The sequence below is a fragment of the Pseudomonas sp. NBRC 111127 genome (genome assembly GCF_001320345.1).
Taxonomy (GTDB): domain Bacteria; phylum Pseudomonadota; class Gammaproteobacteria; order Pseudomonadales; family Pseudomonadaceae; genus Aquipseudomonas; species Aquipseudomonas juntendi.
On the sequence record NZ_BCBD01000086.1, the window covers coordinates 1 to 22851 of the forward strand.

At 63.7% G+C, this 22851-nt stretch carries 23 protein-coding genes and 1 pseudogene; 11 read left to right on the forward strand and 13 right to left on the reverse strand.

What is annotated here, in order from left to right; genetic code table 11:
- The coding region (locus tag APH30_RS16310; RefSeq protein ID WP_156326517.1) for a xanthine dehydrogenase family protein molybdopterin-binding subunit at positions 1-869 on the forward strand (869 nt) is incomplete at its 5' end.
- Between the two features lie 127 nt (positions 870-996).
- Here APH30_RS16310 and APH30_RS16315 read toward each other — a convergent pair.
- Positions 997-1266: a DUF6555 family protein gene (locus tag APH30_RS16315; RefSeq protein ID WP_029886814.1), complete on the reverse strand. Its 270-nt coding sequence runs from the start codon at positions 1264-1266 to the stop codon at positions 997-999.
- A gap of 142 nt (positions 1267-1408) precedes the next feature.
- Positions 1409-1615, reverse strand: a complete 207-nt coding sequence (locus APH30_RS16320) for a general stress protein (RefSeq protein WP_054913138.1) — start codon at positions 1613-1615, stop codon at positions 1409-1411.
- 308 nt (positions 1616-1923) lie between these two features.
- Here APH30_RS16320 and APH30_RS16325 point away from each other — a divergent pair, with 308 nt between their 5' ends.
- Complete coding sequence (locus tag APH30_RS16325; protein ID WP_054913139.1) at positions 1924-5703, forward strand: CheR family methyltransferase; 3780 nt, start codon at positions 1924-1926, stop codon at positions 5701-5703.
- Between the two features lie 19 nt (positions 5704-5722).
- Here APH30_RS16325 and APH30_RS16330 read toward each other — a convergent pair whose 3' ends face one another.
- Positions 5723-6274 carry an ATP-dependent Clp protease proteolytic subunit gene (locus APH30_RS16330; protein ID WP_054913140.1) on the reverse strand — a complete coding sequence of 184 codons (552 nt, stop codon included), beginning with the start codon at positions 6272-6274 and terminating at the stop codon, positions 5723-5725.
- Positions 6275-6469: 195 nt separating this feature from the next.
- Between APH30_RS16330 and APH30_RS16335 the strand changes: the two genes are divergently transcribed.
- From APH30_RS16335 to APH30_RS16350, 4 genes are read left to right on the forward strand one after another with little or no spacing between them, the layout of a single operon-like run.
- Entirely contained in the window at positions 6470-7387 is a 918-nt protein-coding gene (locus tag APH30_RS16335; RefSeq protein WP_054913141.1) for a DUF72 domain-containing protein, read from the forward strand.
- An 8-nt stretch (positions 7388-7395) separates the two neighbouring features.
- Positions 7396-8169, forward strand: a complete 774-nt coding sequence (locus tag APH30_RS16340) for an endonuclease/exonuclease/phosphatase family protein (protein ID WP_054913153.1) — start codon at positions 7396-7398, stop codon at positions 8167-8169.
- On the forward strand, positions 8166-9371 hold the full coding sequence (clsB, locus tag APH30_RS16345) for a cardiolipin synthase ClsB (RefSeq protein WP_054913142.1): 1206 nt from the start codon (positions 8166-8168) through the stop codon (positions 9369-9371). The genes APH30_RS16340 and clsB overlap by 4 nt, the downstream gene beginning before the upstream one ends.
- Positions 9371-10324: a lysylphosphatidylglycerol synthase domain-containing protein gene (locus APH30_RS16350; RefSeq protein WP_054913143.1), complete on the forward strand. Its 954-nt coding sequence runs from the start codon at positions 9371-9373 to the stop codon at positions 10322-10324. Before clsB ends, APH30_RS16350 begins: the two co-directional genes overlap by 1 nt.
- Positions 10325-10384: 60 nt before the next feature.
- On the opposite strand, the gene APH30_RS16355 is transcribed toward APH30_RS16350, so the two are convergent.
- Both APH30_RS16355 and APH30_RS16360 read right to left on the reverse strand, forming a co-directional pair.
- Entirely contained in the window at positions 10385-10609 is a 225-nt protein-coding gene (locus tag APH30_RS16355) for a metallothionein (protein WP_009686889.1), read from the reverse strand.
- Entirely contained in the window at positions 10606-11070 is a 465-nt protein-coding gene (locus APH30_RS16360) for a hypothetical protein (RefSeq protein WP_054913144.1), read from the reverse strand. The genes APH30_RS16355 and APH30_RS16360 overlap by 4 nt, the downstream gene beginning before the upstream one ends.
- Before the next feature lie 128 nt (positions 11071-11198).
- Here APH30_RS16360 and ligD point away from each other — a divergent pair, with 128 nt between their 5' ends.
- From ligD to APH30_RS16385, 5 genes are read left to right on the forward strand one after another with little or no spacing between them, the layout of a single operon-like run.
- Positions 11199-13700, forward strand: a complete 2502-nt coding sequence (gene ligD, locus APH30_RS16365; RefSeq protein ID WP_054913145.1) for a DNA ligase D — start codon at positions 11199-11201, stop codon at positions 13698-13700.
- A gap of 25 nt (positions 13701-13725) precedes the next feature.
- A complete protein-coding gene (locus tag APH30_RS16370) occupies positions 13726-14769 on the forward strand; it encodes an acyl-CoA dehydrogenase family protein (RefSeq protein ID WP_054913146.1) in 1044 nt (347 codons plus the stop codon).
- A complete protein-coding gene (locus APH30_RS16375; RefSeq protein ID WP_054913147.1) occupies positions 14766-15521 on the forward strand; it encodes a PIG-L deacetylase family protein in 756 nt (251 codons plus the stop codon). Before APH30_RS16370 ends, APH30_RS16375 begins: the two co-directional genes overlap by 4 nt.
- Positions 15522-15532: 11 nt before the next feature.
- Positions 15533-16132 carry a bifunctional 2-polyprenyl-6-hydroxyphenol methylase/3-demethylubiquinol 3-O-methyltransferase UbiG gene (locus tag APH30_RS16380; protein ID WP_054913148.1) on the forward strand — a complete coding sequence of 200 codons (600 nt, stop codon included), beginning with the start codon at positions 15533-15535 and terminating at the stop codon, positions 16130-16132.
- Positions 16129-16788: a glycosyltransferase family 2 protein gene (locus APH30_RS16385; protein WP_009686896.1), complete on the forward strand. Its 660-nt coding sequence runs from the start codon at positions 16129-16131 to the stop codon at positions 16786-16788. The genes APH30_RS16380 and APH30_RS16385 overlap by 4 nt, the downstream gene beginning before the upstream one ends.
- A 23-nt stretch (positions 16789-16811) precedes the next feature.
- Here the strand turns inward: APH30_RS16385 and APH30_RS16390 are convergent, their stop codons facing one another.
- The 8 genes and pseudogenes from APH30_RS16390 to APH30_RS16425 form a co-directional block, all read right to left on the reverse strand.
- Positions 16812-17633 carry a Ku protein gene (locus APH30_RS16390; protein WP_009686897.1) on the reverse strand — a complete coding sequence of 274 codons (822 nt, stop codon included), beginning with the start codon at positions 17631-17633 and terminating at the stop codon, positions 16812-16814.
- A 95-nt stretch (positions 17634-17728) separates the two neighbouring features.
- Positions 17729-18316 (reverse strand): nucleosidase, encoded by a 588-nt coding sequence (locus APH30_RS16395; RefSeq protein WP_009686898.1) that lies wholly within the window; start codon positions 18314-18316, stop codon positions 17729-17731.
- 80 nt (positions 18317-18396) lie between these two features.
- On the reverse strand, positions 18397-19350 hold the full coding sequence (locus APH30_RS16400; protein WP_054913149.1) for a class I SAM-dependent methyltransferase: 954 nt from the start codon (positions 19348-19350) through the stop codon (positions 18397-18399).
- Positions 19350-20681 (reverse strand): iron-containing redox enzyme family protein, encoded by a 1332-nt coding sequence (locus APH30_RS16405; protein WP_054913150.1) that lies wholly within the window; start codon positions 20679-20681, stop codon positions 19350-19352. Before APH30_RS16405 ends, APH30_RS16400 begins: the two co-directional genes overlap by 1 nt.
- 20 nt (positions 20682-20701) lie before the next feature.
- Positions 20702-20902, reverse strand: a complete 201-nt coding sequence (locus tag APH30_RS16410; RefSeq protein ID WP_009686901.1) for a hypothetical protein — start codon at positions 20900-20902, stop codon at positions 20702-20704.
- 58 nt (positions 20903-20960) lie between these two features.
- Positions 20961-21137, reverse strand: coding sequence for a general stress protein (locus tag APH30_RS16415; protein ID WP_009686902.1), 177 nt, complete (start codon positions 21135-21137; stop codon positions 20961-20963).
- A gap of 147 nt (positions 21138-21284) precedes the next feature.
- Positions 21285-22568 (reverse strand): NTP/NDP exchange transporter, encoded by a 1284-nt coding sequence (locus APH30_RS16420; RefSeq protein ID WP_054913151.1) that lies wholly within the window; start codon positions 22566-22568, stop codon positions 21285-21287.
- A gap of 4 nt (positions 22569-22572) precedes the next feature.
- Positions 22573-22851, reverse strand: a pseudogene (locus tag APH30_RS16425) (aldo/keto reductase); the annotation flags it as partial.

Sequence of the window (22851 nt, forward strand, 5' to 3'; positions counted from 1 at the left end):
GCGCGAAAGCGCGCCTGGATGCCCAAGGCCACCTCACCGTCAGCAGCGCCACCACCGATATCGGCACCGGCACCTACACCGTCATGACCCAGATTGCAGCCGACGCTGCGGGCGTCAGCGTGGAGGATGTCACCTTCGTGCTCGGTGACTCATCCCTGCCCACTGCGCCCCTGCAGGGCGGGTCGTTCACGGTATCGTCGGTAGGCTCGGCAGTGCGCCAGGCTTGCCAGGTGTTGCGTACCAAGGTGCTGGAGCATGCCCGCAAGGTGCATCCGCAAGTGGCGAGCGCAGCGCGGGAGGACATCGTCTTCGCGGATGGTTACCTGCACGCGGGTAGTTTTCGCGTGGCCTTGGCAGATATCGTCGCCAGTGCCCCCGGCGCGGAGTTCGAAGTGCAAATCGACGCTGAGCCTGGTGCAAGGCGCCAACCGTTTTCCACGGCGACCCACTCGGCGGTGTTCGTCGAAGTCCAGGTCGACGAAGACCTTGGCATGATCAAGGTCACCCGAGTGGTCAGCGCCGTGGCGGCGGGCCGCGTGGTCAACCCGAAAACGGCCCGCAGCCAGATCCTGGGGGGCGTGGTATGGGGTATCGGCATGGCACTGCACGAAGAGGCATTGACCGACCATGGCCTGGGTCGCATCGTCAATCACAACCTTGCTGAGTACCACATCCCGGTGAACGCGGACTGTGGTGATATCGACGTGCTCTTCGTTGAAGAGCACGACGATGTCGTCAATGAGCTGGGGTCCAAGGGTGTGGGCGAAATCGGCGTGGTCGGCGTGGCTGCCGCAGTGGCGAACGCCATCTACCACGCAACCGGCAAACGCGTGAGGGAGTTCCCGATCACACTCGACAAGGTGCTGTAACGCGAAGGTTGTGAGAAGCATGCGAGGGGAGCAGCTGCAGGCCGCTCCCCTCATTTCTCAGCAAATCGGTATTCGGAACCGAGGCCATCTGCGGGCGGAGGGAACCGCGGCAGCCCGTGCGCTACCGCTAGACAATAGCCGCAGGGTCGCCTACCGACTGATTCGGTTTGCTCCCTGACAGGCGCCAGCTCACCGCAGTAATCCCATACCGTTCAGCCATCGGGCGGCTGACCTTCCTGATCTTTTCCCGCCCGAATTTGGGGATGATCCCAATGCCCGCATCGCAACTTGCCCAATGCCAGGCTTCGGCGTTGTCCAGGCGGTCCAGGCGAATGATGAAACTGCGCGGCTGACCATGCAGTTGGTAATCGATGATGAACAGCTGTGGGGCAGGCATCGCAGGGGCCTCCTCTTCTCCATGGATGACACCCTGATTGATCGGGGCAGCAGCAGAAGATTCAAAAAAATATCGATCGACAGGCACCAGCGGCGCCCGAGCGGTGTACGCCTACAGGCACACTACCGCTCGCGCAGTACCTTCACTCGCTGCGGCTGCCGTGGCTGCTCCGGCCACCTTTGCGTCCGGCTTCCGATGCCCGCTGGCGATCATTGGCGAAGTTGCCGCCCGACGCCTGGCCGCCTTTGTGCCCAGCGCGCGATGCCCGCTCACGGTCGTTGGCGAAATTGCCCGGGTTGGTTTCTTTGGTTCCGCCGCGCTGGCGGGTACGTTCTTGATCTTCTGCCATGTGGTTTCTCCTTGCGATGGATAGGCGGTCGCACAACCTGTGCGTTCATACAGTGCACACACACAAGGTTGCCATGTTCAGATTCCGAACCTGCAATTGCCCGCTTGGCTCACACGTTTTGACGGCAGCTGACCGGTGGCCCGAAACACGTGCAGGCCAACTATTTGCGTCCCGTTTGCAGGCGGGTCGCACTTTATCGCGCATGCAGCAGTCACAACTGCGGGGTAGCGGCCTATAATCGCCCCACTATCCGGGTGTGACTGCACAGTCACGCACCGCCCGTAAGGCTCTTGTACAAGGCTCCGTCGATGAAGTCCTCGCCCAAGCAACCCGCCGCGCCGCAAAACCCTGCACTCAGCCCAAGCCACTTGGACTTTCCGGTGGTGGGCATCGGTGCCTCCGCGGGTGGCCTGGAGGCCATCTGCACGCTGTTCCGGCATATGCCAAGCGACTGCGGCATGGCGTTCGTGGTGGTGCTGCACTTGTCGCCGGATCATCAGAGCGTGGCCGACCGGATCATCCAGGCCACCACGCAGATGCCCGTGCGCCAAGTCACCGAGCCGGTGCCGATCGAGCGTAACCATGTGTATGTCATCTCCCCGGCCAATCGCCTCTCGACCAATGACGGCTACCTGCGCGTGACCCCCGCCAATCGCCGCCGTGGCGACCACGTGGCCATTGACCTGTTCTTCCGCGACCTGGCCGACGTGCACAAGGACCATGCATTCTGCGTGGTGTTGTCGGGCACCGGCGCCGACGGTGCCGTGGGGCTGTCGCGGATCAAGGAGCAAGGCGGCGTGACGCTGGTTCAGACCCCGGACGATGCCCAGTACGACAGCATGCCCCGGGCTGCCATCGAAACCGGCATGGTCGACCTGGTGCTGCCCGTGGCCGAGATGCCACAAAAGCTGCTGGAGCTGTGGCGTAACGCCCGCCAGGTCAGGTTGCCGGAAATCGAGGATGACACCCTGCCCCCGGCGCTGGGCACCCGCGCAGGCGACGCCCAGGCCAGCGAGCCGCTGCTGGAGGAGATCCTCTTGCAGTTGCGCAGCAACACGGGGCACGATTTCCAGCACTACAAGCGCGCCACCGTGCTGCGGCGCATTGAACGCCGCCTGCACGTGACCGGGCAAAGCAACCTCGCCGGCTACTTGCACTACCTCGAGCAGAACCCCGCCGAGTCAACGGCGTTGCTGGCAGACATGCTGATCGGCGTGACCAACTTCTTCCGCGACCGCGAAGCCTTCGAGGCCCTGGAGCGGCACGTGCTGCCGCAGTTGGCCAGCGAGCATGACCCCGTCGACGGCCATGACGAGATCCGCGTCTGGTCGGCCGGCTGCTCCACCGGCGAAGAGGCCTACAGCCTGGCCATGCTGATCTGTGAGCAACTTGCGCTGGAGCAGCGCAACCGCAAGGTCCAGGTGTTTGCCACCGACCTCGATGAGCGGGCCATCGGCATCGCCCGTACCGGCTTGTACTCCGAAGCGATCGTGACCGATGTGCCGCCCAGCCGGCTGCGCCAGTTCTTCGTCAAGGAAGACCAGCATTACCGGGTGCGCAAGGAAGTGCGCGAAAAAGTGTTGTTTGCGCGCCACAACCTGCTGTCGGACCCACCCTTTTCGCAAATTGACCTCATTGTCTGTCGCAACCTGCTGATCTACCTCGACCGCGAGGTGCAACGCGACATCCTGTTGATGTTCCACTTTGCCTTGCGCCCTGGCGGCCATCTGTTCCTGGGCTCGTCCGAGTCAGCCGACGTGGTGGGTGAACTGTTCGCGCCGGTGGACAAGCGTAACCGTATCTTCCGCGCCCGTGACGTCAGCAATGCCGGGCGCCGCGCCGAGCGGCAGGTGCCTGGCAGCACTGGCGCCAGCCTGCCATTGGACCCGTTGGCCAAGGTCAAGCCCGGGCGCAAGCCCTCCTATGCCGAGCTGCACCACCGCGCGCTGGCCATGCGCATGCCGGCCAGCCTGATCGCGGATGTGGACGGCAATATCCTGCACATGAGCGAAGGTGTCGGGCGCTTCCTGCAACTGGGCGGCGGCGAGCCCAGCCGCAATCTGCTCGGCCTGGTGCTGCCGAGCCTGCGCCTGGCGCTGCGCAGTACGCTGTTCCAGGCGCGCCAAGGCACCGAAGCGGTCACCTCCCGGCCGGTCGACCTGGGCGATGGCCAACAGCCGTTGCAGGTGGAAATCACCGTGCAGCCTTACAAGGACGACGTGCACAACGGCGATTGCCTGCTGGTGGTGTTCGAGCAGCGGGCGCCCGACCCTTCCCTGCCACTGCCGGGCGTCATCCGCCAGACCGACAGCATGGTCCTGCATAACCTGGAGCGTGAACTCCAGCGTACCCGCCTGCAGCTGCAGGAAACCATCGAGCAGTCGCAGGTATCCAGCGAGGAACTCACGGCCTCCAACGAAGAAATGCAGGCAATCAACGAAGAGCTGCGCTCGGCCAGCGAAGAGCTGGAAACCAGCAAGGAAGAGCTGCAATCCATCAACGAGGAGTTGCTCACCGTCAACTACGAGTTGAAGAACAAGGTGGAAGAGACCGACAAGGTCAACGACTACTTGAGCAACCTGATCGCCTGCACCGAAATCGCCACCGTGTTCGTCGACCGCAACCTGCATATCCGCTGGTTCACGCCGCGCGCCGCCGACCTGTTCAACATTTTACCGGTCGATACCGGCCGCTCATTGCTCGACATCACGCACCGCCTGGACTACCCGGCCATGGCTGATGATGCCCGCGCCGTGGCCCAGGGTGAGGCCGTTATCGAGCGGGAAGTTGGCGGCCAGCGCGACCACTGGTACCTGGCACGCCTGCTGCCCTACCGCTCCAGCGAGCAGAAAATCGACGGCACCGTCCTGACCTTCATCGACATCAGCAGCAGCCACGCTGCCGAAGAGCATGTGCGCCTGGGCGAAGAACGCTTGAGCAAGCAGCTGGCGGAATCGCAAACCACCAGCCACATGAAAGACGAGTTCTTCGCCATCATGTCGCATGAACTGAAGCACCCACTGAACCTGATTCAGCTGAATGCGGAAATGCTCCGCCGCCTGCCCTCGATCAAGCAGATCGGCAACGCCAGCAAGGCCGTTGCCACCATCTGCGAGGCGGTTGGCAGCCAGGCCAGGATCATCGATGACCTGCTGGATGTGGCCCGCATCCGTACCGGCAAGCTCAAGCTCAAGACCGAGCCGGTAGACCTTGGCGACATCCTGCGCGGCATTCACGCTGTGGTGGTGGCTGAGCAACACCCCTGTCTGGTGCGCCTGGAGCTACCTGCCGACGGCTTGCCAGTGATGATCGAAGGCGATGTCACGCGCCTGGAGCAGATCATCTGGAACCTGCTGAACAATGCCCTGAAATTCAGCCCGGCAGGCAGTGAGATACGCCTGGTGTTGAGCCGTGACGATCAACAGGCACGCCTGCAGGTGATTGACCAGGGCGTAGGCTTGAGCCCCGACAGCCTGGAGCACATCTTCGACCTGTTCAGCCAGGCTCCCCAACTGGCCAATCAGAACCGTGAAGGCCTGGGCATCGGCCTTTCGTTGGTACGCCAGTTGGTCGAAGCCCAGGGCGGCACCGTGCAGGCCAGTTCGGCCGGCTTGGGCTTGGGCTGCACCTTCTCCGTTTGCCTGCCCCTGTGCAACGTGCAGTCGCCGCCTTGCGCCAACCCTGCAGAGCATTCCCGGGAGGGCCGGCTGCACGGCGTGCGCGTGTTGCTGGTGGATGACTCGGTAGAGGTATTGGAGATCATGCAAGAGCTGCTGGAAATGGAAAACGCCAGCGTGCGCGCCTTCAGCCGCCCCCGCGAGGCGCTGGAGGTGGCCTCCGGTGAGGAGTTCGACATCATCCTCTCCGACATCGGCATGCCGGTGATGGATGGCCATGCCTTGATCAAGGCGCTGCGCAGCCACGCCCATCTGCGCCACACCCCGGCCATTGCCCTCACCGGCTACGGTGCCAGCGCAGACCAGCACAAGTCACGCCAGTCCGGCTTCGACCGGCACCTGAACAAGCCGGTCGGCTACGACGAACTGGTGGAGGCCATCGAAACCTTGAGCGGCACGGTGCCTTACTGATGGTCGGCCGGCATGAACCTCAGGCGTGCACGCTCCACTGGTTCATGTCCAGCGTGATCGGCATCTCGTCGACGGCATGGATCACGCCGCTTTGCAGAGCCTCCTGCGGCCCCAGAATCCGCGGGTACGCCATCAGGTAGCGCGGCACATCCAGCACCTCGGGCGCACCTTGTGTGCGCTCGGCCACAATCTGCGCATACAGCTGCAGGTCATAATCCAGGCTCATCGCATATTCGGCCATGCGTGAATGGTCGACCGAGCCATGCAAAGTCCAGTGAAACGGGTGGAACAGGAACTTGCTGTAGCTGCATGCCGTGCGCCACTCCCCGGCCAGGAACAGGATATTACCCATGGACTCGACGGTGCCCAGGTTGTGCGTATGCACCAGCACCGGCAGCGCCCGCAGGAAGTTGTACAAGGTAAAGCCGTAGCTGCACTCGCCGCCCATGGTAGCGATGTTCAGTTGCAGCACCTCGGCGCCCTGCTGCAACGCCTTTGAGCAGGTATTGATCAGGTTGCCACAGGTCGATGAATTGATCGGCCCGGTGAAATGAATAATGTGTCTGGCCATGCTTGCCTCCAGGGTTGGCAGGTCAATTCCTGGGCTCGCGCGCCTGGGGCGCTTACCCGGTGGAATCGTCTGCGCCGGCAAAGTTCAACCTGTCAGTCGCCGCTCCCGTTGGTCAAACGCGGTGAACCCTTGGCCCTCTGCGCCAGTCGCATCTTCACAGTAACCGAACAAGGAACCGGTGATGAGGACGACAGCGTGAGCGATATCCGCATCGGCATTTCCGGGTGGCGCTATGGCCCCTGGCGCAAGGACTTCTACCCCAAGGGCCTGCGCCAGGACGATGAATTGGCGTTTGCCTCGCGGGCGGTAAACAGCATCGAGATAAACGGCTCGTTCTACAGCTTGCAAACCCCAGAGCGCTACTTGCGCTGGCGTGATGAAACGCCGGATGGCTTCGTTTTCGCGGTCAAGGGGCCACGGTACATCACCCATGTGCGGCGCCTGAAGGAGGTTGAGGAGCCAGTGGCCAACTTCTTCGCCTCTGGCCCGCTACTGCTAGGCGACAAGCTGGGGCCGTTCCTGTGGCAGTTCCCACCGAACATGAAGTTTGACGAAGAGCGTTTTGCCCGGTTCTTGCAGTTGCTGCCACGTGACCGCAAAGCGGCGCGCGCATGCGCACAGGGCTGTGCCGAACGGCTGCGGGACAGTGGCGGCCTTGCAATCACCGGTAATGTGCGTTTGCGCCACGCGGTGGAGGTCCGCCACGAGAGTTTTCTTTGCGAGGCGTTCATCAAGCTGCTGCGCAAGCACCGTGTTGCGCTGGTGGTTGCGGACAGTGCCGGCAAGTGGCCGCATGCCGAGGATGTGACCGCAGACTTCGTGTACATGCGCCTGCACGGCGACGTGGAGCTCTATAGCAGCGGCTATACCGCGCGTGCGTTACGCCGCTGGAAACAGCGCATCCTGCACTGGAGCCAAGGCGGCCAGGCAGACGACGCGCGCCTGATCGTGCCGGGGCCGCCACCTCGGCGTGCGGCGCGTGACGTGTACTGTTATTTCGACAATGACCAGAAGGTCCATGCGCCCTACGACGCCCGCCGTTTGCTGCAGAAGCTGTCGCTGGACCACGAACTGATGACCGAACCGGGCGTGGTGCCGGAGGTGGCCTTGTGAACGAACCCATGACTGCTTTGCCGCGCAGCACCGATCAGTCCACCGCCGTGCGCCGCTTGAACGTACTCACGCTGAACGTGCACAAAGGGTTCACCTTCTTCAATCGCCGCTTCATCCTGCCTGAGCTGCGTGAAGCGGTGCGTGCCACCGGTGCAGACCTGGTGTTCCTGCAGGAAGTGCATGGCAGCCATCAGCAACATGCCTTGCGCCACCCGGCCTGGCCTGATACCCCGCAATATGAATTCCTTGCCGACAGCATGTGGCCCCAGTTCGCCTATGGCCGTAATGCCGTGTATCCGCAGGGTGACCACGGCAACGCCTTGCTGTCGAAATTTCCCATCCGGCGCTTCAACAACCTCGATGTGTCGGTGCAAGGCAAGGAACAACGCGGCCTGCTGCATTGCCAACTCGAGGTGCCAGGGCACGACCAGGTGCACGCCATTTGTGTGCACCTGGGCCTGCGCGAAGCCCATCGGCAAAGCCAGATCCAACTCTTGCTCGACCTGCTGGCCAGCCTGCCGCCGCAAGCGCCGGTCATCGTCGCCGGCGATTTTAACGACTGGCGCCTGAAGGCAGATGCCGTGTTAGGCGAGCACCTGGTAGAGGCCTTCGGCGAGCGCTTCGGCACCCCGGCACGCAGCTTTCCGGCGCGTCTGCCGCTGCTGCGCCTTGACCGCATCTACCTGCGCAACGCCATGCCGAGCGCTGCCCAAGTACTGTCGAATTACCCGTGGTCGCACCTTTCCGACCACGCACCATTGGCCGCGGAGATTCACCTGTGAACAGACCTTGGGTAGAGGGCAACAACGTAAAGTTGCTGATCAACGGCGAGCAGTATTACCCCTGTGTGTTCGAGGCCATGGCCCGTGCCCAGGAGGAAATCCTGCTGGAAACCTTCATCATTTTCGACGACAAGGTCGGCCGGCAACTGCAGCAGGCGCTGATCGACGCGGCCCGCCGCGGCGTGCGTGTCGAAGTGGTGGTGGACGGCTACGGTACCGGCGACCTGCCCGCGCCGTTCATCGCGGCCATGACAGATGCCGGCGTGAGTTTCCACGCCTTCGACCCGCAGCCGCGCCTGGTGGGCATGCGTACCAACCTGTTCCGGCGCCTGCACCGCAAGATCGTGGTCATCGATGGCGAGCGGGCCTTCATTGGCGGCATCAACTACAGCGCCGATCACCTGGGCGACTTCGGCCCCATGGCCAAGCAGGACTATGCCGTCGAGGTAACCGGCCCAGTGGTGGCACAGGTGCATGCCGCCAGCAAGCGCCTGATGTCGCCGGTGCTGCAGGAGCCAAGCGCCGTGCGGCCGTTGACCGAGCCCGCCGGGTCCACCACCGCCGTGCTGGTAGAGCGTGACAACGGCGTGCGCAGGACAGCCATCGAAAGCCAGTACCTGCAGGCGTTTCGCGGTGCCAAGGAACGTATCGTGGTGGCCAACGCCTACTTCTTCCCCGGCTACCGGCTGCTGCGCGAGTTGCGCAACGCTGCCCGGCGCGGGGTGGCTGTACACCTGATCCTGCAGGGGCAGCCAGACATGCGCTGGGTCCGTGCGCTGTCGCGGTTGCTGTACAACTACCTGCTGCGTGATGGCGTGGTCATTCATGAATACTGCAAGCGGCCCTTGCACGGCAAAGTGGCGCTGGTGGACGACGAGTGGGCGACCGTGGGTTCCAGCAACCTCGACCCGCTGAGCCTGTCGCTGAACCTGGAAGCCAACCTGTTCATCCGCGACCGCGCTTTCAACCAGCTGCTCGGCGAACACCTGCAGTCACTTGCGCACGAGCAGTGCAAGCCGGTGACCCTGGAACGCATGATCCGTGGTTACTGGTGGCGGGCACCGCTGATCTTTGCCTGCTTCCATGCGGCGCGCCATTTCCCGCGCATCGCCGGCTGGTTGCCGGCACACCGCCAACGGCTGCGCTCGCTGCAGCCAGACGTCGAGGCCCCGGCCGGCGACCTGCACGAGGGCAATACCTGATGGCACGGACAACCTGGCAAACCTGGGCCAAGCGCGTATTGACGGTGGCGTTCCTGATCCTGATCCCTGTGCTGCTGTATCAATTGGCGCGCAACCTGGACTGGAACGAAGTGCGCCAGTCGCTGCTCGCCTACAAGCCTGGAACGCTGGTGGTCGGCCTGGCAATTGCGGTGTGCAGTTACCTGACGTTCGCCAGCTACGACTTGCTGGCCCGCGCCTACACCGGTCATCAGCTGCCCGCCCGGCAAGTGCTGCCGGTCGCCTTCGTGTGCTACGCGTTCAACCTCAACTTCACCACCTGGGTCGGCGGGGTTGCCTTGCGCTACCGCCTGTATGGGCGCCTGGGGCTCGATACCCCCACCATCACGCGCATTCTCACGCTGGGCCTGCTCACCAACTGGATGGGCTACATGCTGCTGGCCGGCAGTGTGTTCGCCCTGGGTCTGGTCGAACTGCCGGGCAACTGGGCGGTGGGCACCACAGGGCTGCGCCTGATCGGCGTGCTGTTGCTGGCGATTACCGCGGCGTACCTACTGGCCTGTGGCTTGGCCAAGAAGCGCACGTGGCGCTGGCGCGAGCACGAAGTCACTTTGCCAACCCTGCGCCTTGCGCTCTGCCAGGTAGCGCTGGGGGCCAGCAACTGGGCATTGATGGCGCTGCTGATTTACTGGTTGCTGCCGGGCGACGCCTTCTACCCCGCGATCCTCGGGATCCTGTTGATCAGTTGCGTGGCAGGCGTGGTTGCACATATCCCGGCGGGCCTGGGTGTGCTGGAAGCGGTGTTCCTCGCCCTGCTGCACGGGCAGATGGCGCAGGGCACGCTGGTAGCCGCGCTGTTGGGCTATCGCACCCTGTACTACCTGATACCGCTGGTGGTTGCGATCGTGACTTATCTGGTGCTTGAGAAGCGCGCGAAGGTCATGCGCCAGCGTGACAATTCGGTGCAAACCTGATGGTCAGGGTCACGCGCGCTTAACGTCGGCGCGGCCTGGTGCCGCGCCAACAAGGCGAGCTCAAGGGGAAATCGGGTCGCTCGCCGGGAAGGTCTCATCCAGCGCATTGTCTACGGCATTTTCGTCCGGTTTTTCGCTGCAATGGCAGGCTTGCATCCTGCATCCCTCGCCATGGCTATGGCCGTTGGCGCAGGCCTCACAGCAATAGGCCTTGCCGTCACGCTGCAAGGCATTGGCATCCACGGTGCAGGAACAATCGGTACAGGCACAACGTTGCTGATTCATGATCTGCTCTCCTCGTCATCGATCACATCATCGGTCCAGGGTTCCCCATCAAGCGGCGCGGAACGTGCCAGTTCGGCTTCATCCAGCCCAAAGCCGCCACCGATTTCGTCGGGATCCACTTCACGCAGGTCCATGTCAGCCGGGCCGTTGCCGCCGCCGGGCTCGTGCGGGTCACGGGCGCCGGTTTCATCCAGCAGCGTATCCGGGCTCAGGTCGTCGTAGGTGACGTTGTCTTCATGCAGGCTGTCGCTCAGCGCTTCGCCACCCGTCATGCCGCTTTCGGCAACACGCTCTGGTGGGAATTCGCGCTCGATCTCGCTCGCCGGGCGCTCGTCCCCTACCCGTCCCTGGCGTTCGTCCAGGCGCTCATCGAAGTCCAGTTCGTGCACGCTGCCCATGCGGTCCTCGGTGTCGTCGATCTCGGTTGGGGTGTAGGGCTTAGGATCTTCTGTTCGGGCCATGTACGTTCTCCGTCAGTTGGCTGCATTCGGTCGACTGCATCCGGTGGCCGAAGATTCAGAGTTTTTTGAACTCCCTGCCTGCCCGGCGCCTCCCACCTCTACAGAGTGCGATTCGCCCGGAGCCGGACATGGCCAAGCCCCTGCAGGAATACGCGCGCAAGCGCGACTTCAACGCAACGCCCGAGCCCAGTGGCAAACGCAGCCGTGGCAAAAAAAACCATGCGCTGCAGTTCTGCATTCAGAAACACGACGCCAGCCACCTGCATTACGATTTCCGCCTGGAGCTGGACAATACGTTGAAGAGCTGGGCGATCCCCAAAGGCCCCTCGCTGGACCCGAAAGTGCGCCGCCTGGCCGTGCACGTCGAGGACCACCCGCTGGACTATGCCGATTTCGAGGGCCATATCCCTGAAGGCCACTACGGGGCGGGCGATGTCATCGTCTGGGATCGCGGCATCTGGGAGCCGGAGGGTGACGCCCATGAGGGTTATGCCAAGGGCAAGCTCAAGTTTCGCTTGCAAGGCGAAAAACTGTCGGGGGTGTGGAACCTGTTCCGCACCCACCTGGCTGGCAAGAAAGAACAGTGGATGCTGGTCAAATCCCACGATGCCCAGGCCCGTAGCGAAGCCGAGTACAGCATCGTCGACGCGCAGCCCGACAGTGTGCTCAGTGACCGCACCCTGATCCCCCGCAAGCCGGCAGCCAAGCAAGCCGCCGGCAAGCCGCGGGCTACCCGCAAGCGCCCCGGCAAGGTTCGCCAAGGCGCACTGCCGACCCAGATGCAGCCACAGCTGGCCACCTTGGTGGACACGCCGCCCCAGGGCGACTGGCGCTATGAGGTCAAGTTCGATGGCTATCGCATCCTGGCTCGTATCGACGGCGACGATGTGCGGCTGTTCACCCGCAACGGCCATGACTGGAGCAGCAAGATGCCCCGCCAGCTCGCGGCACTGCGCGCGCTGGGCATCGATTCGGCCTGGCTGGATGGTGAAATGGTAGTGGCTGACGAAAATGGCGCAGCGGACTTCCAGGCGTTACAGAACGCCTTCGACACCGAGCAGGACGAGCACATCACTTACTACGTGTTCGACCTGCCCTTTCTGGGTGGCCAGGACCTGCGGCAGGCACCGCTACAGGATCGCCGCGAAACGCTGAAAAACCTCCTCGATCACGCCCCGTCAGACGTACTCAAGTATTCCGCCGACTTCGACGAACCGGTCGACGCCCTGCTGGCCAGCGCCTGCCGCCTGGAACTCGAAGGGCTGATCGGTAAACGTGCGGGCAGCCCCTACAGCGGCCGCCGCAGCGCGGACTGGATCAAGCTCAAATGCAAGCGGCGCCAGGAGTTCGTGCTGGTTGGCTACACCGACCCCAAAGGCAGCCGCAGCGGCTTCGGGGCCCTGCTGCTGGCCTTGCACGACCCGGACAGTGGCGAGTTGCGCTACGCCGGCAAGGTCGGTACCGGCTTCACGGCTGCCACGCTGGCCAGCATCCATGCCCGCCTGCAATCACTGGAAATTGCCAAGCCCGCCGTGGCCCGCCCGCCCAGCGGCGCAGAAGCCCGCGGTGTGCACTGGCTGAAGCCGCAGTTGCTGGCGGAAGTGGCGTATGCCCAGATGACCCGGGACGGCATTGTGCGTCATTCGGTCTTCCATGGCCTGCGCGATGACAAGCCCGCCACCGCCATCGACCTGGAACGCCCCATGCCCACCAACACCACGCCCCGCCGCAAACGCGGCAAAGCAGCGCCCCTCTCGAAGGACCTGCATCTTACCCATCCTGACCGGGTGATCGACGCTACCACGGGCGTGACCAAGCGCGATGTGGCCGAGTATTACGCCGCCGTCAGCCAGTGGTTGCTACCCCAGATCCAGCACCGCCCGGTGGCACTGGTGCGCGCACCCGATGGCCTGGCCGGTGAGCTTTTCTTCCAGAAGAACGCCAGCCAGCTGCACCTGCCCAATGTGCTCGAATACGACAAGGCCCAGGCCGGCCAGGCGGCCATGGTCATCAACCGCGCCGATACCCTGCTGGGCGCAGTGCAGATGAACATGCTCGAGCTGCACAGCTGGAATGCCACTGACAAGGGCTTCGACAAGCCCGACCGCTTCGTGCTCGACCTCGACCCTGACCCCGCGCTGCCCTGGAAGGCCATGCTGGAAGCCACTCAACTCACCCTCACCCTGCTCGACGAGCTTGGCCTGAAAGTGTTCCTCAAGACCAGCGGCGGCAAGGGCATACACCTGGTGGTGCCGCTGACCCGCCGCGCGGGTTGGGACGAGGTCAAGGCCTTCAGCCATGCCATCGTCGAGTACCTGGCCAAGTTGTTCCCCGACCGCCTCAGCGCGGTATCAGGGCCCAAGAACCGCATCGGGCGTATCTTCATCGACTATCTGCGCAACGCTCGGGGGGCGACAACCGCGTGCGCCTATTCCCTGCGTGCACGGGAAGGCCTGCCGGTGTCGGTACCCATCTGGCGTGAGGAACTGGCCACGCTCAAGGCCGCCAACCAATGGAACATCGCCAACCTGCCCGCGCGCCTGGCGGAGGTCGACGACCCGTGGGCGAACCTGGGCAAGGTCCGCCAGTCCATTACGGCGCGCATGCGCAAACAGCTGGGGCTTGCCTAGTGGCCACGCATCAGGAGACCCGCCCATGAGCATCGTCCAGGACTTCAACCTGACCCATTTCGACCGCCTACTGCGTACATTTGGTGATCGTCAGCAGCCCCTCAACCTCGACACTCAGTTGCCTCAGCTGATGCAGGCGCTGCAGGCCGACCACCTGGACCTGCTGCCATTGCCAGGCCAGGGCAATACCTTGCGCCGTTGGCAGACGTTGGCCCGCGTGGCGGGTTGCGACCTGGCCCTGGCCAAACTGTATGAAGGCCACACCGATGCCCTGGCGATTCTGGCGGAGTGCGCAGCTGCACACTACGTGGCAGAAGGCATTTGGGGCGTGTGGGCCGCCGAGCCACCTGATGCCCGCGCGGTCATAACCTCCCGCGACGGCGACAGGGTACGTTTGCAAGGCACCAAAGCCTGGTGTTCCGGGGCGTTGCAGATCGACCGGGCATTGCTCACGGCCTGGGATGAGCAGGGTCAGCAGCAGTTGGTCGCCATCGAACTGTCGCTGCCTGACCAGGGGCTGAACATCGAGCACTGGCAAGCCGTGGGCATGGCTACCACGGCCAGCGTCGAGGTCACTTTCGACAACACCCCGGCAACGCTGATCGGCAAACCTGGCCAGTACCTGGCGCGCCCTGGTTTCTGGCACGGCGGCGGCGGTATCGCCGCGTGCTGGTATGGTGCGGCCGAGGCCCTGGCCGACTACCTGCGGGAGTATTGCCGCAAGCCGCGGCCCGACCCGCATGCCGATGCCCACCTCGGGGCGGTGGACGCCGCTTTGTATGGTGCGCGTGCGGCGCTGCGTGAATGCGCCGCCTGGATCGACCGGCAGCCGGGTGCAGATGCCAGTTTTGAAGTGCGGCGCACCCGCGCCCAGGTCGAGCAGGCCGTGGACCAGGTCATCAGCCATGTCGGGCGGGCCTTGGGTGCCACACCGTTCTGCCGCAACAGCCACTTCGCCCGTTTGAGCGCCGATTTACCGGTGTATCTGCGCCAGAGCCACGCGGAGCGTGACCTGGCAGCGCTGGGCCAACAGCTGGCGCAGGTGCCGGCAGGAGCGTGGCAGCTATGAGTGAGAACTTGATCCAGGCCAGCAGCGGCACCCCTTGGGCCGACTGGCAGCAGGCGGCCCACCTCGCCCGGGCCACTTGGCTCGACCCCGCCCGGCTCTGCCCGCCTGGGCGCCGCCTGGTGATGATTGCGCCCCACCCGGATGATGAAATCCTCATGGCAGGCGGCCTGCTGAGCAGCTTCAAAGGCCGTGAAGCCGACCTGGTGCTGATTTCCGCAACCGATGGTGAAGGCAGCCACCCTGGCTCAACCCAGTGGAGCGAACATCGCCTGCGTCGCCAACGCCCCCAGGAAAGTCGCCTGGCATTGCAGCAGCTTGACCTGGACCCGAGCCGCGTGGACTGGCGCCGGCTCAACCTCAAGGACGGCCAATTGCCGCGAGAGGAAGCGTTCCTCGTCAGCCATCTGACTCAATTGTTGCGCCCGGACGACCTATTGATGGCTACCTGGCGCAATGACGGTCATTGCGACCACGAGGCCGTCGGGCGCGCCGCCGCCCACGCGGCATTGGCGCGGCAAGTGCAACTGGCCGAGGTCCCGGTCTGGGCCTGGCACTGGGCGCAACCCGACGACCCTCGCCTGCCCTGGCCCCGTGCCCACCGTCTGCAGCTGGATGAAGCCCGGTTGGCGCGCAAGCGCAAGGCCCTGGCCGCCCATGCCAGCCAGTTGCAGGCAGACGGTGAGCGGCCGCCGGTGCTACCGGCAAACCTGCTGGATTGCCTGCTGCAACCTTTCGAACTGGTGTTCCTTTGACTGGAGTTGTCATGAGCCTCGACCCACAGTATTTCGCCGACTTGTATGCGAACAATGAAGACCCGTGGGCTTTTCGCACCCGTTGGTACGAGAAGCGCAAGCGCGAGCTGGTCATGGCCAGCCTGCCCCGTCAATGCTACCAGCGGGTATTCGAGCCAGCCTGTGCCAACGGCGAGTTAAGTGCACTGCTGGCCGAACGCAGCGGGGAACTGCTATGCCAGGACCTCGATCCCACCGCCGTGGGGCTGGCCCGCGAACGCTTGGCTCAGGTGCACAACGCGTCTGTGGAACTGGCGCGGCTCCCGGCAGACTGGCCTGGTGGGCGCTTCGACCTGATCGTGCTGAGCGAGGTGGGCTACTACCTGGACCCCACCGACTGGCTGCAAGTCATCGAACAAGCGGTCGCCAGCCTGTCTTACGACGGCGGCCTGCTGGCATGCCACTGGAAGCACCCCATTGTCGGTTGCCCGCAGGATGGGCGTGAAGTGCATCGCATGCTGGCCCGCCACCTGCCCCTGTACAAGCAGTTCCAGCATGATGAAGCGGACTTCGTGCTCGAGTACTGGTCAGCCCAGCCCAGTGTGGTCGACCTAGACGAGACTTGCCCATGATCGCCGTCGTGATTCCGGCCCATAACGAAGCCCGCCGCCTCGGCCGTTGCCTGCGTGCGGTGCTGATTGCCGCCGTGCAGGCACAGCAGGCTGGCCATCGGGTCGAGGTGCTGGTCGTGCTCGACCGCTGCAGCGATGGCAGCGCCGCCGTGGCGCGGCGTTTTGGTGTGCAGGTGCTGGAGGTGGAGGCTGGCAGTGTTGGCATGGCCCGGCGGGTGGGCGCGGCGCACATGGTCGACCGTGGTGCGCGGTGGCTGGCCTGTACCGATGCCGACAGCCGGGTACCGGGGCACTGGTTGTTGTCGCAGCTGGCCTGCAGTGCCGAGGTTGTCTGTGGCACGGTACACGTTGAATACTGGCAGCCGTGGCAGACGGCGGCCCTGCGCCAGCTCTACCAAAGCCGCTACGAACAGCGCGAGGGCCACCGGCACATTCATGGCGCCAACCTGGGCGTGTGCGCCGACGCCTATGCGCGAGTCGGCGGCTTCCAGCCCTTGGCCGCCCATGAAGACGTGCAACTGGTCAGCGACCTGCAAGCCAGTGGCGCGCAGATCGTCTGGACGGCCAGGCACAGCGTGGCCACCAGCAGCCGCCGCGACAGCCGCGCCCGGGAAGGCTTTGGCGATTACCTGGCGGGGCTACAGGCTCTGGTTTGATCGAAGCGCTTGCGGGGCTTCGCTCAGGAGGCCTTGCGCGGCTTCTTCGCCGGCTTCTTGCCGCCGAGGCTGCGTTTTAGCAGCTCGGTAAGGTCGAGGATATCAGCACCTTTCTCGGCGCTGGCGGCCTTGCCTTTCTCGACTGTAGCGATCTTGCCTTTGCTGGCCTTTTCTTCCACCAGGTCCAGAATGGTCTGGCGGAAGGCGTCATGGTAGTCCTCGGGCTTCCACGGCCCGCTCATGTCTTCGACCAGCCGCTTGGCCATGTCCAGTTCACGCTTGTCGACCTTGGTATCGGTCACACTGCTGTCCAGCTCCAGGGTCTCCAGCCCGCGCACCTCCTCGGGCCAGCGCAAAGTGATCATCACCAGCGCGTCATCCAGAGGGCGCAGCAGCGCCAGGTGCTGGCGGGTGTGCAGCACCACCGTGGCCAGCGCCACCTTGCCGGTTTTTTCCAGCGTCTCGCGCAGCAATGCATAGACTTTGCCGCCGCGCCGGTCGGGGGTGAGGTAATACGGGGTATCGAAGTGCTGCAGGGGTATTTCGCCAGCTTCGACAAAGGAGAAGATATCGATCGTCTGGGTGGCTTCAGGGCGAGCCTTGCGGATTTCCTCCTCGCTGATCACCACATAGCGGCCCTTTTCATACTCCACGCCTTTGACGATGTTGTCCTTGTCGATTTCCTTGCCGGTGACCTTGTTCACCCGCTTGTAGCCCACAGGCTCCATGCTGCGCTTGTCCAACCAGTCGAAGTCCACCCGTTCGGTGCGCACCGCAGTGTTGAGGGCCACGGGGATATGCACGAGCCCGAAGCTGATAGCGCCTTTCCAGATTGCCCGAGCCATGACACTGCTCCAAAGTTGGCTGCCGATACCAACAGTGACTGCACCGGGTGGCGAAGGTTTAATGGCATTGCCCCACGGCCACCAATGGCCGGCAATCAGACCGCGTTGAACAGCACACGCTTGAACGCTTCGGCCGCCAGGTGAACCTGTACGGCCCAATCACCGGCAGCCTCGCTGCCCGCGTCATCGGAGATGTACTTCAGGCACACGAACGGAATACCTTCGCTGCGGGCGATCAAGGCCAGCACATAGGCTTCCATGTCGACCACGTCGTAAGGCGCATCGCTGTGGTTGGTTTCGAAGCTGTCGCCACTGCCGCAGGTTTCCAGCGCCAGGCCGGGTATGGCCGCACCGTGTTCGAGTAGCACCGGGGTATTCGCCAGTGGCGTCTCGTAACGGGCGAAACCCAACGGCGTCACGTCCATGTCGCGCTGCACGAAACGGTTGCAGCACACGACAACGCCTTTACCGTGGCGCTGGCTGCCAGCAGAACCCAGGTTGACGATCAGCCTGGGGCGGCGCACAGCGATAGCCTTGGTCAGGGCGATAGCGGCATTGACCTTGCCGATACCGGTGAACACGGTGTTCATTTCGCGGAACACCTCGCCCGCTTCGGCTTCAAGGGCGAAAACGAACAAAGTGTCATCCAGGGAGATATCGGGGAATTGCGTGGTCAGCATCATGGTGCGGGTGGTCCGTGTGGCGGCAAGGGGCGCGCCATTGTCGGGCAACCCCGGCCAATTGCAAGTGCGCCGTGACACTTCTACAGGCGGGTAACCGTCAGGGCTACGGCGGCTATCCGCTCCACGGCTTCATAACCCGGCTCAGCCAGTTGCTCCCCGAACACATCAGGGTCGATTTCCCGATACACCCAAGAGCACGTGGGGCCGGCCAGACGCAGGCGAACAGCCTCGAGCAAGGGATCATGGCCGTCCACAATCGCCACACCGGTATACAACAGCAACGAGCCGCCCGGGGTCAGCCGCTCACGAGCCTGCTCGACAATCCGCAACGACAACGCGGCCCCCAGGGCGCCACCGCCATGCCGGTAGGTCCGCTCGCCCACATCGAGCATGTAGGGCGGGTTGGCAACGATCAGGTCGAAGTTGCCGGGCACATCGTCCAGCAGGTCACTGTGCTTCACCGAAATATTGCTGACGCCAGCCAACGCTGCATTCACGGCGGTGTAGCGCAGGGCAAGCGGGTTGATATCCACCGCAGAAACCTGCGCATGGTGCGCCGCCCGCGCGATCAGCAAGGCGCCAATGCCGGTTCCACAGCCAATGTCTACGGCATGCTCAACCCGGTTGGGGGTGTGTCGCAGGTGGTCATGGATGACCTGGGCGAAGCGGTAGCTGTCTGGGCCGAAGAACACCGCGTCCGCGGCCTCGGTCGGGTACGCGGAGTGGACCAGTATCAGGTCATCCAGCGTGGACCAGCGCACGGTGCTACGCCACACATCACCAGAAACAGCAGTGAGGACCCCCGCGTGCTTCAGCTGGGCCATTTGATCGCCACTGAGCAGTCCGGCGCTGAACGGCCGGCTCCAGCCGAACACATCCCGCAGCGTTCGGCCCTGCTCGCCTGCGCAACGGGCCATGACCCGCGCGTGGGTGGCCGGTGTAACGCAGGTAAACCGATAGCCATCGGCGCGCAGGCGCCGGCCCAAATGCAATAAGGCACCGTCACTGGCCAGGCGTTGAGGGTCGCTGATCATCAGCGCGGTGCCTCCTGGATCATCCCTGTGGCCTGCAGATAGGCACGGGTGGCCCGCAGCCCATCAGGCGTGGCGTGGTGGTTGCCGGCCATGCGTGCGATCAGCGCATCAATATCATGCGCGTCGACATCCACGGCCGCATCATCGGCGCATGCCGGCAACTGCCAGCTTCCGGGGAGCACGCGACGAACGCGCGACTGCCAACCTGCTGCGATCCAGTCGTGCCACAACTGCTTTTCATAGGCGGTGAACACACCGTACATCGGTGCTGATGGCCCATCCACGAGTGCCCACCAGCGGCTTTGCGCGGGTTCTTCACCGCGGCGAATCCAGCCCTGCGCCTGCAGCGCCTGCAGAAAGTGCGGCATGGCGCCAGGTTCTGCCAGCCATTGGTTGATGGTGCGCCCCTGCAGCCGGCACCGGTCTGAATGCATGAACTGGCCAAACTGGCGCTTCTGTTCCAAGGCCTGCACCAATTCCGCTTCCAGGTCGAAAAGGCTGACCAGGGTGGGTGTATCCACGCCAAGGTCATTCAGGCGGTAGCCGTGCCGTACTCGCTGGTAGAACCCGGAGGGGTCTCTGCGCGGGCAGAGTTGGCGCAAGGCCTGGATTGACAGGTGGGCGTGACCGCTGGCGGCGTTGTCGATCGTGACATGCAATTGGAAATACTGGCCGTCGATGCCCAATTCGGCAAGTTCATAGGTGGTAATCAGCAAATGCAGCGGTGGTTGTTCGTAGCCGAGGTTGTAACCGATCAGCTCAGGGAGGAAGTCCTCACCGTAGCGGCCCAGTGCCAGCTGCAATGCCCCCTGCAAATAGCGTTCGTCTTCAAGGTGCAACGGTTCCAGGCAACCCAGGCGGCTCATCAGCCGCTGATAGATCGCCACATGGTTGCAGCGCACATCACCGCTGCCCAATTCTTCCAGGTAGGTCCGGATCAACCCGTGGTAGCGCGGGTCTGCCCAATGCCGCAACGTACTGTGCAACCACGCACCATCCACCGCCTTGGTCGGTGCCACCTGTTGCAGGAACCATAGCGCTTGCGCGCGCGTGGCAAAATAGCGGCGTGGCCCACCTTGCTGGCGTTGCGCCAAGTAGGCGGCAAAACCTTGAGCTACATGCCCGGCGTGGCGCGCGCTCCAAGCTTCAAGCTCCACGGGGTCGGCTGGCAGGTCATCCGGCAAGTGCCGGGCACGCTCCAGTTGCTCATTCAACCATTGCGCGTCAGCGTTATCAGTGCCTGCCAGCAAGGCTTCGTAACGCTGTTGCAGGCTGGTTGTGGCCAGTGAGGCCGGAACTGTCGCGGCGGTCTTGCGAGTCATGACCGTCATGCCGTTTTCCTCATGCGCGTTTATTGGCTGGGTTTCTGACCTGGCATCGGTTCAGGATCTGGCGCAGGTTGGGGGGCGGGCTTTTCACTGGGTTGTTGCATTTGCAGGGACGGCTTGGTGGTGTCGGCGTCGTCTTTGCCGGGGTGGCCATTGTCTCGGTCGAAACAGCCGCCAACCAGCAACAGGGCACCCGACAGGGCCGCCACAGGTAACCATTGCATAACCACCTCCAGGGCTACTCGATGGCAGTGCCGGTTCCCCGGCACTGCAGGGCCTCGTTTACGAGCGGCCGCCTTTGCGGCCCGATTCACTGGTTTGGCCGCCGCTGGAATGCTGCCCGCCCTTGCGGCCTGCCTCGGAGGCTTTTTCGCGGTCATTGGCGAAGTTGCCCGAGTTCTTGTTACCGCCCTGGCTGCCTTGTTGGTTGCCGGTACGGCTATTGTCTTTAGTGGCCATGGTCTGAAACCTCATATGATTTCGGGATGCACGGCTTCAGCGCCGTACATGAATTCGGAGTACGGGCTCGGGTCGGGATTCGTTTCAATTGGCAGGCTTCGGACCGGTGGCATTAAATAAGCGGCGAGTCCTTATTTGGCGCGCCTTTCAGTCGCGCGGCGGGTTATCCATATGGGCCTGACGGCGGCCAAGCCAAGCGCCGGTGGCCGCCCAGGCCACGGCCAGTACCGCCCCAATCAGCATGGCCAGTTGCGGGTGTTCGCCCATCACGTCCAGGGCACGCTTGAGCCACCCACTGAGGGCGTCGCCACCCCGGTACACCACGGTATCGATGAAGTTCTTGGCCTTGTACTTGTCCTCGGCCGGCAACACGGTGAACAGCATCTCGCGCCCCGGTCGTACCAGCGCATACTCCCCTGCACGGCGCACCACCATGACCATTACGAACACCGCGAACACCGGGGCCAGCGCCAGCCACAAGAAGCCCACTGCCATCACCAGCGGCACGGCCATCAGCAATATGCCTACCCCCAGGCGACGTGCCAGCCGCCCGGTGAGGAAGACTTGCGTGAGGATGGCCAAGGCTTGCACAACGCTGTCGATCAAGCCGAACACCTGGGTTTGCCGGGTGGGGTCGGTGAAAGTCTGGCTGACGATGCGCGCCTGCTCGAAGTACAGGAAGGTACTGACACTTGCCAGTAACACCACGAACAGCGCAATGCCCAACAGATAAGGCGAGCGCAGTACCGCAGTGGCACCGGCCAGCGGGTTGCCGCCCAGCGGCCTTGCGGCGCTACGCTCGGCATGCGCTGGCAACGGTTGCCGCTGTCGCCAGCGCTGCAGAAACAGGCTTGCCCCGACGCTGCCGAGCAGGAATACCGCCGCCAGCAGCAGCAACCCGGCATGGCCCAGCGGCGCCACCAGTAGCGTGCCCAGGATCGGCCCGCTGAGGCCACCCAGGCTGGCCCCAGCGGCCAACAGGCCGAACAGGCGCTTACCTTGGGCCGTAGAGAACAGGTCGGCGAGTACGCTCCAGGCCAGCGAGATGGTCAGCAGGTTGAACACCGAAAGCCAGATGTAGAACGCCCTCGAAGTCCACAGGTTGTCTGGCGAGCGGGTAAACAACACAGCGAACAGCAGCAGGTTGCTGACAAAAAAACCATAGGTCCAAGGCAGGATGAACCGGCGTTGCACGCCACTGGCCAGCCAGCCGAACACTGGCAGGCATGCCAGGCTGGCGATGAAGGTTCCGGTGAACAACCACTGCAGGTTGTCAACGCCACCGGCAACGCCCATGGTTTCGCGCACTGGGCGCAGCATGAAATAACCGGTGAACAGGCAATAGAACAGCAGCAGGCCGGCGATAACCGCCGGCCCTTCGCCGGGCTGTATGTTCAGCCCTTGATCCAGGCGCCGCCGCCAGGCACTCATGTGCTTAGCTAAATTGCTTGATCAGCGCCCGTTGCTGCGCTTGGCTAAGCAGTGGGCCCTGGCCAGCTTTGAGCTGGTCGAGCTGGCGGTCAGGGCGGCCGGTGGCGGGGATTACCGTCGTCACCGCCGGGTGGCTGATGGCGAACTTGAGAAACAGCTGCGCCCAGCTGCCGATGCCCGCTTCAGCGGCCCAGCCGGGCAACGGCTGGTCTTTGACGCGGGTGAACAGGCGCCCATCGTCGAACGCGCGGTTGATCAGCACCGCTACACCACGCTCCTGGCA

Bases quoted from the DNA above. Each gene is read 5' to 3' on its own strand.
- ligD (WP_054913145.1), top strand. From the start codon at position 11,199: ATGGCCAAGCCCCTGCAGGAATACGCGCGCAAGCGCGACTTCAACGCA.
- APH30_RS16360 (WP_054913144.1), bottom strand. From the start codon at position 11,070: ATGGCCCGAACAGAAGATCCTAAGCCCTACACCCCAACCGAGATCGAC.
- APH30_RS16390 (WP_009686897.1), bottom strand. From the start codon at position 17,633: ATGGCTCGGGCAATCTGGAAAGGCGCTATCAGCTTCGGGCTCGTGCAT.
- APH30_RS16420 (WP_054913151.1), bottom strand. From the start codon at position 22,568: ATGAGTGCCTGGCGGCGGCGCCTGGATCAAGGGCTGAACATACAGCCC.
- APH30_RS16385 (WP_009686896.1), top strand. From the start codon at position 16,129: ATGATCGCCGTCGTGATTCCGGCCCATAACGAAGCCCGCCGCCTCGGC.
- APH30_RS16350 (WP_054913143.1), top strand. From the start codon at position 9,371: ATGGCACGGACAACCTGGCAAACCTGGGCCAAGCGCGTATTGACGGTG.
- APH30_RS16415 (WP_009686902.1), bottom strand. From the start codon at position 21,137: ATGGCCACTAAAGACAATAGCCGTACCGGCAACCAACAAGGCAGCCAG.
- APH30_RS16405 (WP_054913150.1), bottom strand. From the start codon at position 20,681: ATGACGGTCATGACTCGCAAGACCGCCGCGACAGTTCCGGCCTCACTG.
- APH30_RS16375 (WP_054913147.1), top strand. From the start codon at position 14,766: ATGAGTGAGAACTTGATCCAGGCCAGCAGCGGCACCCCTTGGGCCGAC.
- APH30_RS16395 (WP_009686898.1), bottom strand. From the start codon at position 18,316: ATGATGCTGACCACGCAATTCCCCGATATCTCCCTGGATGACACTTTG.
- APH30_RS16410 (WP_009686901.1), bottom strand. From the start codon at position 20,902: ATGCAATGGTTACCTGTGGCGGCCCTGTCGGGTGCCCTGTTGCTGGTT.
- APH30_RS16380 (WP_054913148.1), top strand. From the start codon at position 15,533: ATGAGCCTCGACCCACAGTATTTCGCCGACTTGTATGCGAACAATGAA.
- APH30_RS16325 (WP_054913139.1), top strand. From the start codon at position 1,924: ATGAAGTCCTCGCCCAAGCAACCCGCCGCGCCGCAAAACCCTGCACTC.
- APH30_RS16340 (WP_054913153.1), top strand. From the start codon at position 7,396: ATGACTGCTTTGCCGCGCAGCACCGATCAGTCCACCGCCGTGCGCCGC.
- APH30_RS16320 (WP_054913138.1), bottom strand. From the start codon at position 1,615: ATGGCAGAAGATCAAGAACGTACCCGCCAGCGCGGCGGAACCAAAGAA.
- APH30_RS16400 (WP_054913149.1), bottom strand. From the start codon at position 19,350: ATGATCAGCGACCCTCAACGCCTGGCCAGTGACGGTGCCTTATTGCAT.
- APH30_RS16315 (WP_029886814.1), bottom strand. From the start codon at position 1,266: ATGCCTGCCCCACAGCTGTTCATCATCGATTACCAACTGCATGGTCAG.
- APH30_RS16355 (WP_009686889.1), bottom strand. From the start codon at position 10,609: ATGAATCAGCAACGTTGTGCCTGTACCGATTGTTCCTGCACCGTGGAT.
- APH30_RS16330 (WP_054913140.1), bottom strand. From the start codon at position 6,274: ATGGCCAGACACATTATTCATTTCACCGGGCCGATCAATTCATCGACC.
- APH30_RS16370 (WP_054913146.1), top strand. From the start codon at position 13,726: ATGAGCATCGTCCAGGACTTCAACCTGACCCATTTCGACCGCCTACTG.